Origin of the sequence: Streptomyces sp. ID05-26A (assembly GCF_033794685.1) — a bacterium.
Lineage (GTDB): Bacteria > Actinomycetota > Actinomycetes > Mycobacteriales > Pseudonocardiaceae > Lentzea.
Map to the genome: position 1 here is coordinate 549787 of NZ_JARAYZ010000005.1, position 13442 is coordinate 563228.

The following is a 13442-nucleotide window of genomic DNA, read 5'->3' on the forward strand; positions in this document are numbered from 1 at the left end:
AGGCATGTCGCTGCCCCACGTGCTCCTGCTCCACGGCTACACCGGCTCCGGCCCCGGCCACTGGCAGCGCTGGCTGGCCCAGACCGTGTCCGAGCACGGCGGCCTCGCGGACATGCCGCACTTCAGCAGCCCCGAGGCGCCCGACCGGGACACCTGGCTCCGCGAGCTCGACACGCACCTCGAAGCGCTGCCCGTCGACCGTGAACGGGTCGTCGTCGCGCACTCGCTCGGCTGCTACCTCTGGCTGCACCACGCGGCCCGCGAGGACATCGCCCACGTCGACCGGGTGTTGCTCGTCGCCCCGCCTGCGCTGGACCACCCGGAGCCGGCCATCAAGTCGTTCTTCCCCGCTCCGCTCGATCCGGCGGGGTTGCGTCGTGCCGCCACCCACACGCGGCTGGTCGCTGGTGAGGGTGATCCGCACTGCTCGATGCAGTCCGCGAAAGAGCTTGCCGAGGCGTTGCGGATCGAGATCGACGTTCTGCCGGGGGCTGCGCACGTCAACATCGACGCGGGCTACGGGGAGTGGCCCGCGGTGCTCAAGTGGGTGCGGTCGAGGACGGTGCCGCTCTCACCGCGCTAGCTGATCACTTCCTGGGGGGAACGTGAACGACACTGCAGAGTGGTTACGACGCAGGCTTCCCGAACTCGTGGCGGAGCACGGTGTCGGTGCTCAGGTCGCGGTGCTCGCGGACGGCGAGATCCACGACGCGGCCGCCGGTGTGCTCAGCACTGCCACCGGTGAGCGGGTGACCGTCGGCTCCTTGTTCCAGATCGGGTCGATCACCAAGGTCTGGACGGCGACGCTGGTCGCGCAGCTCGTCGGTGAGGGCCTGCTCGATCTCGACCGGCCGGTGCGTGAGGTTCTGCCCGAGTTCCGGCTCGCGGACGAGCGGGTGGCGCGGGCGGTCACTCCTCGGCAGTTGCTCTGTCATCTCGGTGGCTTCGAGGGCGACCAGTGGTTCGACACCGGGACGGGCGACGACTGCGTCGCGAGGTTCGTGGCTCTGCTCGCTGACGCGCGTCAGCTCACCGAGCCCGGCGAACTCTTCTCGTACTGCAACGCGGGCTACGTCGTGCTGGGCCGGATCGTGGAGGTGTTGCGCGGCCGGCCGTTCCACGTCGTGCTGCGGGAACGGCTCGTCGGTCCGCTGGGGTTGACGAACGTGGCCACGCACTACGACGAGTACCCCGCGCACCGGGGCGCCGAAGGGCACCTGTCGGCCGGGGGACCACCCGTCGACACCATGATGCCGGGCTCCGACGCTCCCGCCGGCTCGGCTTTCGCCATGAACGCGCGTTCTCTCGTGCGCTTCGCCCGGATGCACCTCGAGACGACGGCGTACGACGCGATGCGCGTGCAGCAGGTGAAAACGCCGGATGGCGGTGGCTGGGGTCTTGGTTGGACGGTGCACCACTACCCGAACGGCACCATCGGCGTTGGCCACGGCGGGGCCACCATGGGCCAGGACGCGGCCTTGCGTGTCCTGCCGGAGGCGGGCGTGGCGATCGCGGTCCTCACCAACGGCGGGGCGGAGGCGAAACTGCAGCGTGCCGTGTTCTCCCATCTGCTCGGCGAACTGGCGGGCGTTCATCTTGCCGAACTCCCCGTGCCGCCCGAGCCGCCCGTTCCAGTGGACGCCGCCGAGCTCACCGGCGTGTACCGCTCGTCCGCGCTGGACGTCCACATCACTCCGGCGGCGGAAGGCAGGGTCCGGGTCCGGTACGAGCCGAAGCACTGGATCTGCGAGACGACGATGACCGACCGGGATCGCGGCACCGACTACACCACCTTGAGTGACGACGCCCTGATCGCCGTGGACGAACCGCACACCGTGCTCCGGCTGGTCCGTCGCGACGACCAGGTGAGGTGGGTGCACTTCGGCCGGGCGGCGGTGCGCCGGTGAACGCGACCGAGTGGATCACGCGCAGACTGCCCGGACTGACCGAGGAACACGGCGTTGTCGGCGCCCAGTTCGCTCTCCTGGCCGACGGAGAGATCACCGACGTCGCCACTGGTGTGCTGAACGCAGACACGCGTGCGCCGGTGACGGTGGACTCGCTCTTCCAGATCGCGTCGATCACCAAGGTCTGGACTGCGACGCTCGTCCAGGAACTGGTGAACGAGGGCCGTCTCGACCTCGACCGGCCGGTGCGCGACGTGCTGCGGGGTTTCCGGCCGGTGATCACGCCACGGCACCTGCTGACCCACACGTCCGGCATCGATGGCGACCTCTTCCACGACACCGGCTCGGGCGACGACGCGATCGAGAAGTTCGTGGCACGGCTGGCCGACGCGCGGCAGCTCTTCGCGCCGGGTGAGGTGTGGTCGTACTGCAACAGCGGCTTCACGGTGCTCGGCCGGATCGTGGAAGTGTTGCGGGGCAAGCCTTTCAACACCGTCCTCAAGGAACGGTTGGCGGCGCCGCTCGGTCTCGCGGTCGCGACGACCTACGCGGAAGCCACGGCCGCGCATGCCGTCGGTCACGAGGACGGTCGGCCGGTGACCGATCCGGGACCGGAGTCCGACTGGCCCGCCGGATCGGCACTCGCGATGAGCGCACGGGATCTGCTCGCGTTCGCGCGCATGCACCTGGCCACGCCGGCGTTCGCGGTGATGCGCGAACCCCAGGTGTTGTTGCCTGACTTCGGACATCGCGCTTCGTGGGGCCTGGGCTGGGAGCTGCCGGGCTACTCCGGCGGCCCGGTGATCGGCCACCACGGGAGCAACCGGGGCCTGGCGTCGTTCCTGCGGATCGCACCGGAAAGAGGGATCGCGGTCGCCCTGCTCACCACCGGCGGCGACGCTCGCGCGGTGTTCGACCAAGTCATCGACGACGTCTTCAGCGAACTCGCGGACGTGCACAGACCGGAGTCACCGGTGCCGCCCGCGGCCCCCGAGCCGGTGGACGAACGCTTCATCGGCACCTATCGCAGTGCAGGCCACGAAGTCGTTGTCACACAAGCAGATCACGGCCGCGTGCTGGTCGATCTCGATGACGACGCACGAGAGTTCGTGGCCTTGCGCGAGGACGCGTTGATCGCCGTGGACGACCCGCACACCGTGCTGGTGCTCGTGAACGGCTTGCTGCACTTCGGCCGGGCAGCCGCCCGGGCCTGAGAACTCCTGGGGGAGTGACATGATCAATCTGGATGAACTGATCGAGGAACACGGCGTCGTCGGCGCCCAAGTCGCCGTGCTGCACAACGGCGAAATCACCGACATGGCAGCAGGTGTGCTCAACAACGTCACCGGCGAGAAGGTGACGCCGGACGCCATCTTCCAGATCGGGTCGATCACCAAGGTCTGGACTGCGACGCTCGTCCAGCAACTGGTGAACGAGGGCCTGCTGGACCTCGACCGTCCGGTCCGGGACGTGCTGCCGGAGTTCGCGCTCGCCGACGAACAGGCCGCGCGCGTCATCACGCCACGGCACCTCCTCACCCACACCGCAGGCTTCCAGGGCGACCTCTTCCACGACACCGGAAACGGCGACGACATGCTGGAGAAGTACGTCGTGCTCCTGGCGGACGCGCGGCAGGAGGCGCCGCCCGGCGAGCTCTACACGTACTGCAACAGCGGCTTCACGTTGCTCGGCCGGGTCATCGAGGTGTTGCGCGGCAAGCCTTTCCGCGCCGTCGTCCGTGAGCGTCTCATCGACGAACTTGGTCTGTGCACCGCGGTCGCGAGCCACGCCGAGTACGCCACGCAGATCGTCGCCACCGGCCACGTGGGCAAGGAACCGGAGCCTGCGGGCAAGTTCATGGCCGAGGGCGACGCGCCGGCGGGCACGGCGCTTGCGATGAGCGCGCGGGACCTGCTGGAGTTCGTGCGGATGCACCTCGGCACCAGCGAGTTCGACGCGATGCGCGAGAGCCAGGTCGTGCCACCGAACTTCGCGCACGGCGGCAGCCAGGGGCTCGGCTGGGCGGTGCACGAGTACGCGGACGGGGTCACCGGCATCGGGCACACCGGTTCGACCCTGGGGTACCGGGCCTACCTGCGGGTGATCCCCGCGGCCGGACTCGCGATCGCCGTTCTCACCAACGGCGGTGAGAGCCTGGCACTGGCGCGCGCGGTCTTCGAAGAGGCGCTGGGCAGGGAGGACATCGCCCTGCCCGGCCTGCCCACACCACCGCCGTTGCCGGTGCCGGTGGACGTGGAACGGGTCGTCGGCGTCTACCGGTCGACCGGTCTGGAACTGCACGTCACCGAAGGCGACGGCGGCAGGGTCAAGCTCCGGTACGTGCGGCTCGACCCCGGCTGGGAGTCGTTCGTCGACGGTGACGAGCACGAGTTCACCGGACTGCGGGAGGACGCGCTGATCGCCGTCGACAGCGAGACCGGCTATCACCAGGTGGTCGTCCTGTGTGGACGCGACGAGCAGGACCGGGTGAAGTACCTGCACTGGGGCCGCGCGGCCCAGCGGGTCTAGACGGCGCGCTTCGCGTACTTGGCGAGGAACTGCACGACGTCGGGCGTCACCTTCCGGTACAGCCCGTCGTCGTGGCCGCCGCCCTTGACCGTGCCCACCTCGGGCCGCACGTCGCGGATGAATCGGCGGGTGCCCTCGATGAACCGGTCGCGGTCGCCGATCCACACACCGAGTGCGGTCGGGCCGGTGGCCTTCAGGTGCCGCAACGGGTCGAGCGACGCCCACTCGCCCTCGTCCTTGAACGCACGCCGCTTGGCCATCTCCGGCCACGTCGTGATCAGACCGGGGGAGATGGCCGCGGCGGCCGCGACCGGGTCGCCGCGTTCGGCTCGGCGACGCGCGTAGAGCAGCGAACCGAAACCACCCATCGACACGCCCGTCACCGCGAACGGTTCGCCGTAGCCGCGTTCCTTGAGCCAGCGCGGGACCTCGTCGAGCAGCATCGCCATCGGGTCGTCGCCGGGGACGTTCTCGTGCCAGTAGCTGTTGCCGCCGTCGACCGCGACGAAGCCGAACGCGGGCACGGAGCCCTTGGCGACGGCGGCGGCCAGGACGTCGGGCAGGTTGCCCACGGGGGCGTGCCTGGCGTCACCGTTGAGGCCGTGCAGGAGGATCGACATCGGCAGGCCGCGGGTGTTCGCGCCGGCCGGGAGGTAGAAGGCGAGGGTGACCTCGCGGTGACGTGCGGCCGAGTACACGCGTTCGAAGCGGATCACCGGCTTCGCGGCCGAGGTGGCCCGCACCCGGTCGGTCGTCGCGATCTGCTGCTCGACGGCGTTGGACGACGACACGTACGTCGCGACGCCCATGGCTGTCGCGATGACCACGCCGATCGCCGCGAGGAGGGTGCGGCGGCTGTACCTCGGTTCCCCCATGCTCACCTCATCGCGTGGGCACCGTTCCTCGTTTCCTTCTCAGAGGACGGAACGCACGCGTAAGGAAGACAGTTCCTCACTCGAACAGCCCAGCCACGTCAGCACGTCGTCAGTGTGCGCGCCGAGTGCCGGAACCGCAGCCGGTGACCACTCGAAACCGGCCACCGGCGGCGGCAGCATCCGGGCCGTTCCGCCGGGAACCCGCACGTCAACCCACGTGCCGAGCTGCGGGTGCGTGGGTAGTTCGGTGATCGAGCGGGTCAGCGCCGCGGGCACGTCCGCACCGTCCAGAGTGATCAGCAACTCGGCCGCGGTGAGATCCGAGAAGGCCTGTTCGAGCAGCTTCTGAAGCTCCGCGCGGTGCTCGACGCGGGACGCCACTGTGGCGAACCTCTCCTGCGGGGCGAGCCCGATCAGATCGCACAGCCGCTGCCACTGCCCGTCGTTCTGCACGGCCAGGTGCACGGCGCCGTCCGCGCAGGCGACCGGCCCGTACGGCGCGATGCTCGGGTGGTGCGCGCCCGACCGCGGCGCCGCGGCCCCCGTTCCGGCGGCGTAGAGCATCGGCTGGTGCATCCACTCGGCCATCGCCTCGAAGAGCGACAACCGCAACCGCGCGCCCTCCCCGGTTCGTCCGCGCTGCAACAACGCCGCCAGCACCGCGGCCTGCAACTGGACACCCGCCGCGATGTCCGCGACCGAGATGCCTGCGCGGGCCACCACGTCGCCCTCACCGGTCAGCGACACCAGCCCTGCCTCGGACTGCACCAGCGCGTCGAACGCCTTGCGGTCCGCGTACGGGCCTTCCCAGCCGTAGCCGGACAGCTCACCGACGATCAGCGACGGCGGCAGGTCGAGCGCCAGACGCGACCACACCCGCGGCGACAGGTTGCACAGCAGCACGTCCGCCCGCGCGACGAGCCGTTCGAGCACCTCACGGCCGTCGGGGTGGAAGATGTCGAGGGTCACCGACTCCTTGCCGACGTTCGTCCACGCGAAGTACGACGACACCTCGCCGCACGACGAGTCGTAGTGGCGAGCGAAGTCACCGGTGCCAGGCCGTTCGACCTTGATGACCCGAGCGCCGAGATCGGCCAGCAGCCGCGTCGCGTACGGCACGGCGACGGCCTGCTCCAGGCTCACCACCACGACACCGTCAAGCGGTCTCAACCACGCGCTCCCCACCGGTGTAGACGTTCATCGAGTCGCCGCGCAGGAAGCCGATCAGCGTCATGCCCTGCTCCTCGGCCAGTTCGACCGCGAGCGACGACGGCGCCGACACCGCCGCGAGCACCGGGATCCCGGCCATCGCGGCCTTCTGCACCAGCTCGAACGACGCCCGTCCCGACACCATCAGCACCGCGCCGCGCAACGGCACCAGGTTCTGCAGCACCGCCCAGCCCAGCACCTTGTCGACGGCGTTGTGCCGGCCCACGTCCTCGCGCACGACGAGCAGTTCGCCGTCGACGAAGAGCCCGGCCGCGTGCAGCCCGCCGGTGCTCTCGAAGACCTTCTGCCGCTCCCGCAACGCGTCCGGGAAGCCCGTCAGCGCCTCGGGTGTGACCCTCACCTCGTCCAGCGCGGGGGAGTAGCGGGTCTTGAGCTTCACCGCGTCCAGCGCGCCCTTGCCGCACACCCCGCACGACGACGTGGTGTAGAAGTTCCGCTCCACCCCGGTGTCCGGCGGCGGCACGCCCTCGGCCAGCGCGACGTCCAACACGTTGTAGGTGTTCATCCCGTCCGGCCCGGTGCCCTCGCAGAACCGGGCGATCGAGATGTCCTCGGACGACCCGATCACACCCTCGCTGAGCAGGAAGCCGTGCGCCAGTTCCACGTCGTGGCCAGGCGTGCGCATCGTGACGGCCAAAGCCTTGCCGTCGACCCGCAACTCCATGGGTTCCTCGGCGGCGAGCGCGTCGATCCTGCGGCGCCGACCGCTCGGCGACACCCGTTCGACCGCTCGGCGCACCGTCACTCGGCCCATGTGCACATCTCCTTCGGACCGCTAAGTTCCCACCGACCAGGCTACGTGGGAGGGATTCCGGGGCATGGACGACGTCGTGATCGTGGGGGGCGGCCACAACGGGCTGGTGGCGGCCGCGTACCTCGCCAGGGCGGGGAAGTCGGTCAGGGTGCTGGAGAAGCTGCCGCACGTCGGCGGGGCCGCGGTGAGCGCCTCGCCGTGGGAGGGCGTGGACGCCCGCCTCTCGCGCTTCTCGTACCTCGTCTCGCTGCTGCCCGACCGGATCGTGTCGGATCTGGGGCTGAAGCTGGCCCTGCGGTCTCGTGCCGCGTCCTCGTACACACCGAACGGCCGTGGCGGGTTGCTGGTCGAGCGTTCACCCGGCGAGGCGACGGTGCGGTCGTTCGAGGCCGTCTGCGGGTCGCTCGACGACTGGGAGACGTGGCAGCGCTGGTACGCCGACCTGGAGTTGATGGCCCAGGCGCTGGCGCCGACCCTGCTGGAACCGTTGGTGTCCGAAGAACACCTTCGCGTCCACGTCGACGCGGTGGTGCGCGGCCGGTTGTGGGAGCAGGTCTTCGAACGACCGATCGGCGCGACGCTGCAGGAGTTGTTCGACGACAACCTGGTGCGCGGGGTCGTCGCCACGGACGCGTTGATCGGCACGCACTCGTCGCTGCACTCGTTGAGCGCCAACAAGTGCTTCCTCTACCACGTGATCGGCAACGGGACGGGGGAGTGGAAGGTCCCGGTCGGCGGCATGGGCGGGGTCACCGCCGAGCTGGAACGGGTCGCGCGCGAGGCCGGTGCGCGGATCATCACCGGTGCCGAGGTCACCGCCGTCGAGTCCGACGGCAAGACCGCCGCGGTGACGTACGGGGGTGAGACGGCCGAGGCCCGGTTCGTGCTCTCGAACGTGGCGCCGTCGGTGCTGGGACGGTTGCAGGGCAAGGACGTCCAGGACGCACCCGGCTGCCAGCTGAAGATCAACATGCTGTTGCGCAGGCTGCCCGAGCTGAAGTCCGGTGTCGACGCGCGGCTGGCGTTCGCCGGCACGTTCCACCTCGACGAGTCCTACGACCAGCTGGAGACCGCGTACCTGGAGAGCGCCGCCGGCCAGGTGCCGTCGGTGCTGCCCGGCGAGATGTACTGCCACTCGCTGACCGACCCGTCGATCCTCGGGCCGTCGCTGCGGGGTCACGAGACGCTGACGCTGTTCGGCCTGCACCTGCCGGCGTCGTTGTTCGAGGGCCGCAACGACGAGCTTCGCGACGAGCTGGTGAAGCGCTACCTCGATCAGCTCAACGTCCACCTCGTGGAGCCGATCCAGGACTGCCTGGCCGTGGACGCCGCCGGGAACCCGTGCATCGAGGCGCGCACCCCGCTCGACCTGGAGTCCGAACTGGGCCTGCCGGGCGGCAACATCTTCCACGGAGAACTCGACTGGCCGTTCGCCGAGACCGACGAGCAGGTCGGCAAGTGGGGCGTGGAGACCGAAGTGGACAACGTCCTCGTCTGCGGCGCGGGCTCCCGGCGCGGCGGCGGGGTCAGCGGCATCGGTGGCCACAACGCGGCGAAGGCGGTTCTCGAAGCCCTGTAAGACATTCTTGATGACACCCCGCGTCATCTCTGGTTACAGTTGCCGGCGTGGGGGACTTCTACGGAATCGCCGAGATCGCCGACGCCATGGGGCTCAGTCGGCAGCTGGTGGCTGTCTGGCGCAAGAGACGCTCGCACGGCATTCCCGAGCCGGACGCGGAACTCGCGTCCGGTCCGATCTGGCGGCGCGAGACGGTCGAGCCGTGGATCGAACGCACCCGCGGACGACTGGGTCTCGCGGGTACGCGGGAGTCCGCGAGCAGGAGCCTGCGGCTGCGCACCTGTCGTCGCGTGCTGCGGCTGGCGGCGTTGATGCTGGAGGACCCGCAACGGCCGCGCGTGCTCAACGAGGCCGCGGACCAGTTGCGCGACCTGATCCACGAGGTCGACCAGTCCGCGGACGACGTCGTCGGCGCGTTGTTGCGGGAGCTCGTCGAGCCGGTGCGCGACCCCGATGTGCCCGCGGAGTTGTTGCGGGTGCCGGTGATCGAGTCGTTGCCGCTGGTCACGGCCGTGGCGCGGAACTCGCCGGACTGGTGACCCGCTAACTCAAGACTTCTATATCAAGGAACCTTGCTAAAGGTTCCTTGATACGCGTACCTTGGTGTCATGACGGACTCTCCGATCACTGACACCAAGGCGCTGCGGGCGCTCTCGCACCCGTTCCGGTGGAAGCTGTTGCAGCTGCTCATCGAGTTGGGGCCGTACACCGCGACGCAGTGTTCGGAGAAACTCGGAGAGAGCGTCGCGAGCTGCTCGTACCACCTGAACATGCTGGCCAAGTACGGCTTCGTCGAAGAGGTCGAGGGGCCTGGGCGGCAGAAGCCGTGGAAGATCGTGTCCAAGCGCCAGTCGATCGATCCCGACGGACTGGAGGGGGAGGCCGCGATGGCGGCCGAGGCTGCCTCGATGGCCTATCTGGATCAGGAGTTCGAGCGCATCCGCCACCGTTTCCGGCAGCGCGAGCACCTGCCGGAGGAGTGGCGCAAGAAGGTCATCACCGAGGGCACGATCAAGTTCCTCACGCCCGAGGAGGCTGCCGAGTACCAGCGCGAGTTGGAGGCGTTGCTGGACAAGTACGAGGACCGCCGCCTCGACGAGTCGGCGCGGCCGGAAGGCGCGCGACCGGTCAGGTACTTCTTGGCCATCACGGTCACACCCGAAGCCGAATAACGAACAAAGGGAGATCTGCCATGTTCTCGCACCACGAAGCGTTTGCTATCGCGAAGTACCGTCAGCAGGACTTCGAGTCCGACGCCGCCGCGCGCCGACTCGTCAAGAAGACCGAGGAGACCGCGCCGAAACCCGAACGGCGCCGGTTAGGGCTCTTCGTCCGGGTCCGGCACGCCTGACAGGGTCAGGCAGCGGCTTCGAGCCGCACGATCACCGACTTCGACGTCGGCGTCCCCGAGATGTCCGCCTTGGAATCGAGCGGCACCAACGGGTTCGCCTCCGGGAAGTACGTCGCCACACACCCGCGGGCGGTCGAGTAGGACACGATCCGGAACGACTCGGCGCGGCGTTCGACGACGCCCGTCGGGTCGTCCTTCCACTCCGAGATGATGTTGACCATCTGCCCGTCCTGGAAGCCCAGCGCCGCGATGTCGTCGGGGTTCACGAACACCACGCGACGGCCGTCCTTCACGCCGCGGTAGCGGTCGTCCAGGCCGTAGATCGTGGTGTTGTACTGGTCGTGGCTGCGCAGCGTCTGCATCAGCAGCCGGCCCTCGGGGATGTCGATCACCGTGAGCTCGTTCGCCGTGAAGTTCGCCTTGCCGGTCGCCGTCGCGAACTCCTGCGAGTCGCGCGGCGGGTGCGGCAGCACGAAACCGTCGGGCTGACGCACGCGGGTGTTGTAGTCGGTGCAGCCCGGCACGACGCGGGAGATGTGCTCGCGCACGACGTCGTAGTCCTTCTCGAACTCCTCCCACGCCACGGGGTGCGAGGTGCCGAGGGTCTTGCGCGCGAGCCGGCAGACGATCGACACCTCGGACAGCAGCTGCTCCGACGCGGGCGCCAGGCGGCCACGGGAGCGGTGCACGACCGACATCGAGTCCTCGACCGTCACGAACTGCTCGCCCGAGTGCTGCACGTCGCTCTCGGTGCGGCCCAGCGCGGGCAGGATCAGCGCGGTACGGCCGTGGACCACGTGCGAGCGGTTGAGCTTCGTGGAGACGTGCACCGTGAGGGAGCACTGCTCCAGGGCCTTCTCGGTCACCGGGGTGTCCGGGGTGGCGCTGACGAAGTTGCCGCCCATCGCGATGAACACCTTGCCGCGGCCGTGGCGCATCGCGTTGATGGCGTCGACGGTGTCGAAACCGTGCTTGCGCGGCACGGAGATGCCGAACTCGTTCTCCAGCGCCTTCAGGAAGAACTCCGGCATCTTCTCGTAGATGCCCATCGTGCGGTCGCCCTGCACGTTGGAGTGGCCGCGCACCGGGCACAGGCCCGCGCCCGGCTTGCCGATCATGCCCCGCAGGAACATGACGTTCGTGATCTCGCGGATCGTCGGCACGCTGTGCTTGTGCTGCGTCAGACCCATGGCCCAGCAGGCGATCGTGGCCTTCGAGTCGACGAACATGCCGGCCACGCGGGTGATCTGCTCGCGGGTCAGGCCGGTCGCGGTGAGCACGCCGTCCCAGTCGAGCTCGCGCACGCTCTCGGCGTACTCCGCGAACCCGTGCGTCTTGTTCTCGATGAACGTCTTGTCGAGCTTGTCCCACTGCAGGATCAGGTGACCGACGGCCTGGAACAGCGCCTGGTCGCCGCCGACCCTGATCTGCACGAACTCGTCGGACAGCGCGGTGCCCTTGCCGACCACGCCCGCGACGTTCTGCGGGTTCTTGAACCGCATCAGGCCGGCTTCCGGCAGCGGGTTGATCGCGATGATCTTCGCGCCGTTCTTCTTCGCGTCCTCCAGCGCGCTGAGCATGCGCGGGTGGTTCGTGCCGGGGTTCTGGCCGATGACCACGATGAGGTCGGCGAGGTCGAAGTCCTTGATGGACACCGAGCCCTTGCCGATGCCGATCGTCTCGTTGAGCGCCGAGCCGGACGACTCGTGGCACATGTTCGAGCAGTCGGGGAGGTTGTTGGTGCCGAACGAGCGGACCAGCAGCTGGTAGAGGAACGCGGCCTCGTTGCTGGTGCGGCCGGAGGTGTAGAAGATCGCCTCGTCCGGGGATGACAACGCTGTCAGCTCGCCGGCGATGAGCGTGAACGCGTCGTCCCAGCTGATCGGTGTGTAATGCGTCGCACCGGGCCGCAGGACCATGGGTTCGGTGAGCCGGCCCTGCTGTCCGAGCCAGTAGTCGGTCTTCGTCCGCATGCTCTCGATGGAGTGCTCCGCGAAGAACGGGCGCCCGATTCGTCGTTTGGTGGCTTCCTCCGCGACGGCCTTCGCGCCGTTCTCGCAGAACTCCGCCATCTTGCGGTGACCCTGCGGTTCGGGCCACGCGCAACCAGGACAGTCGAAACCTTCACGCTGGTTGAGCAGTCGCAACGTCTTGACCGTGCGCCCGACACCCATCTGCTCGACCGCGCGGTCGAGCGACACGAGCACACCGGGAATACCCGCTGCCCAGGTCTTGGGGGTGCTGACTTCGAGCGCGGACTCGTCGACGTCGTGCTGCGGGGGCTTGCTGCTCATGCGTCCCATTGTTCGCTGATCGAGGTCGGCGCCGCCAGCGCCCCCGAAGAACGCGGCGGCGTCGCCCGTCACGGGCCCTAAGGGGTTCAACGGTCCGTGACGGTCAATTGTGATCGCCGTCACTCCTGCTCGGCACCTCTGAAAGAGTGATCAATCGCAGGTGTTCTCCGCCGGCATCTCCTCGTCCGCGGAGAAGTACCGGCGGTCGTCGGCCACCATCCCCGAACCCTGCTCGAAGGGCTCGGTGAACTGCGGCGCGAGGAACCCGTCCCGTGCCGCCCCGCACGCGACCGAGTAGTGGAACCCCCTGGCGCCCGAGGGCCACAGGCCGTCCGGAGTGACCGTGAACGACACCCGGTGCCTGCTCACCGCGATCATCTCCCGCTGGTCGCGCAGCTTCGCGGGATCCGGCGGCCGGAACGCGTAGGCGAAGACGTAGTCCGTCGTCACGTCCGGGAAGCCGTTCTTCTCGCCCAGCGTCATCTTCCCCGCGACCTTGATGCCGAGCAGCGTCGTGCCGGCCCGGAGCCGGGTGGTCCAGCCGGGGAGGTTCCCGGCGATCTCGTCGCGCACCTGCGGCGCGATCATCGTGAGGAAGTGCTCCGGGCGGTGGTCCACGAGCATCGCGAGGTCGGTGCGGGACGCGATGAGTGCCTGGCGGACCTGCCTGAACACCAGGTCTCCCGCCGGCACGACGATCCCCTCCTCGCCGTCGGCCCACTGCTCGGCGGGCGTGCCGGCGAACGGGACCTCCAGGTTGATCGCCGGCGGTGGCACCCGCGGCAGGTGCAGCGCGACCAGCACCACGACGATGACGACCAGGGAGATGGCGGACACCGTCTTGTTGTTCACCAGATGACCACGTTCGCGGGCCCGCCGGGGTTGCCCGCCGCGTTAGCAGGTATCTCGTTTCAAGTCGAGAC

At 69.0% G+C, this 13442-nt stretch carries 13 protein-coding genes; 8 read left to right on the forward strand and 5 right to left on the reverse strand.

What is annotated here, in order from left to right; all coding sequences use genetic code 11:
- Nucleotides 1-4: 4 nt before the first annotated feature.
- From PV646_RS37245 to PV646_RS37260, 4 genes are read left to right on the forward strand one after another with little or no spacing between them, the layout of a single operon-like run.
- Nucleotides 5-583, forward strand: a complete 579-nt coding sequence (locus PV646_RS37245) for an RBBP9/YdeN family alpha/beta hydrolase (protein ID WP_500347002.1) — start codon at nt 5-7, stop codon at nt 581-583.
- Between the two features lie 22 nt (nt 584-605).
- Nucleotides 606-1907: a serine hydrolase domain-containing protein gene (locus PV646_RS37250; protein ID WP_500347003.1), complete on the forward strand. Its 1302-nt coding sequence runs from the start codon at nt 606-608 to the stop codon at nt 1905-1907.
- Nucleotides 1904-3121: a serine hydrolase domain-containing protein gene (locus tag PV646_RS37255; RefSeq protein ID WP_500347004.1), complete on the forward strand. Its 1218-nt coding sequence runs from the start codon at nt 1904-1906 to the stop codon at nt 3119-3121. Before PV646_RS37250 ends, PV646_RS37255 begins: the two co-directional genes overlap by 4 nt.
- Nucleotides 3122-3140: 19 nt before the next feature.
- A complete protein-coding gene (locus tag PV646_RS37260) occupies nt 3141-4436 on the forward strand; it encodes a serine hydrolase domain-containing protein (RefSeq protein ID WP_500347005.1) in 1296 nt (431 codons plus the stop codon).
- On the opposite strand, the gene PV646_RS37265 is transcribed toward PV646_RS37260, so the two are convergent.
- From PV646_RS37265 to fdhD, 3 genes are read right to left on the reverse strand one after another with little or no spacing between them, the layout of a single operon-like run.
- Complete coding sequence (locus tag PV646_RS37265) at nt 4433-5311, reverse strand: alpha/beta hydrolase (RefSeq protein WP_500347006.1); 879 nt, start codon at nt 5309-5311, stop codon at nt 4433-4435. The genes PV646_RS37260 and PV646_RS37265 overlap by 4 nt on opposite strands.
- Before the next feature lie 39 nt (nt 5312-5350).
- Nucleotides 5351-6481 carry a CaiB/BaiF CoA transferase family protein gene (locus PV646_RS37270; protein WP_500347007.1) on the reverse strand — a complete coding sequence of 377 codons (1131 nt, stop codon included), beginning with the start codon at nt 6479-6481 and terminating at the stop codon, nt 5351-5353.
- The gene (gene fdhD / locus PV646_RS37275) at nt 6468-7295 is read right to left on the reverse strand and encodes a formate dehydrogenase accessory sulfurtransferase FdhD (protein ID WP_500347008.1); all 828 of its coding nucleotides are present in this window, start codon (nt 7293-7295) and stop codon (nt 6468-6470) included. The genes PV646_RS37270 and fdhD overlap by 14 nt, the downstream gene beginning before the upstream one ends.
- A 64-nt stretch (nt 7296-7359) precedes the next feature.
- Between fdhD and PV646_RS37280 the strand changes: the two genes are divergently transcribed.
- The 4 genes from PV646_RS37280 (at nt 7360) to PV646_RS37295 (ending at nt 10225) form a co-directional block, all read left to right on the forward strand.
- Complete coding sequence (locus tag PV646_RS37280) at nt 7360-8874, forward strand: phytoene desaturase family protein (protein WP_500347009.1); 1515 nt, start codon at nt 7360-7362, stop codon at nt 8872-8874.
- 47 nt (nt 8875-8921) lie between these two features.
- Nucleotides 8922-9413 carry a hypothetical protein gene (locus PV646_RS37285; RefSeq protein ID WP_500347010.1) on the forward strand — a complete coding sequence of 164 codons (492 nt, stop codon included), beginning with the start codon at nt 8922-8924 and terminating at the stop codon, nt 9411-9413.
- 69 nt (nt 9414-9482) lie between these two features.
- The gene (locus tag PV646_RS37290) at nt 9483-10046 is read left to right on the forward strand and encodes an ArsR/SmtB family transcription factor (RefSeq protein ID WP_500347011.1); all 564 of its coding nucleotides are present in this window, start codon (nt 9483-9485) and stop codon (nt 10044-10046) included.
- A gap of 20 nt (nt 10047-10066) precedes the next feature.
- Nucleotides 10067-10225: a hypothetical protein gene (locus PV646_RS37295; RefSeq protein WP_500347012.1), complete on the forward strand. Its 159-nt coding sequence runs from the start codon at nt 10067-10069 to the stop codon at nt 10223-10225.
- Nucleotides 10226-10230: 5 nt separating this feature from the next.
- On the opposite strand, the gene PV646_RS37300 is transcribed toward PV646_RS37295, so the two are convergent.
- Together PV646_RS37300 and PV646_RS37305 are read right to left on the reverse strand one after the other, a co-directional pair.
- Complete coding sequence (locus PV646_RS37300) at nt 10231-12519, reverse strand: FdhF/YdeP family oxidoreductase (RefSeq protein WP_500347013.1); 2289 nt, start codon at nt 12517-12519, stop codon at nt 10231-10233.
- A gap of 150 nt (nt 12520-12669) precedes the next feature.
- Nucleotides 12670-13371: a hypothetical protein gene (locus PV646_RS37305; RefSeq protein WP_500347014.1), complete on the reverse strand. Its 702-nt coding sequence runs from the start codon at nt 13369-13371 to the stop codon at nt 12670-12672.
- Between the last annotated feature and the right edge of the window lie 71 nt (nt 13372-13442).

What these genes read in the sequence shown, in the direction of transcription:
- PV646_RS37245 (WP_500347002.1), top strand. Translation starts at nt 5, where the DNA reads ATGTCGCTGCCCCACGTGCTCCTGCTCCACGGCTACACCGGCTCCGGC.
- PV646_RS37260 (WP_500347005.1), top strand. Translation starts at nt 3,141, where the DNA reads ATGATCAATCTGGATGAACTGATCGAGGAACACGGCGTCGTCGGCGCC.
- PV646_RS37265 (WP_500347006.1), bottom strand. Translation starts at nt 5,311, where the DNA reads ATGGGGGAACCGAGGTACAGCCGCCGCACCCTCCTCGCGGCGATCGGC.
- fdhD (WP_500347008.1), bottom strand. Translation starts at nt 7,295, where the DNA reads ATGGGCCGAGTGACGGTGCGCCGAGCGGTCGAACGGGTGTCGCCGAGC.
- PV646_RS37280 (WP_500347009.1), top strand. Translation starts at nt 7,360, where the DNA reads ATGGACGACGTCGTGATCGTGGGGGGCGGCCACAACGGGCTGGTGGCG.
- PV646_RS37290 (WP_500347011.1), top strand. Translation starts at nt 9,483, where the DNA reads ATGACGGACTCTCCGATCACTGACACCAAGGCGCTGCGGGCGCTCTCG.
- PV646_RS37295 (WP_500347012.1), top strand. Translation starts at nt 10,067, where the DNA reads ATGTTCTCGCACCACGAAGCGTTTGCTATCGCGAAGTACCGTCAGCAG.
- PV646_RS37300 (WP_500347013.1), bottom strand. Translation starts at nt 12,519, where the DNA reads ATGAGCAGCAAGCCCCCGCAGCACGACGTCGACGAGTCCGCGCTCGAA.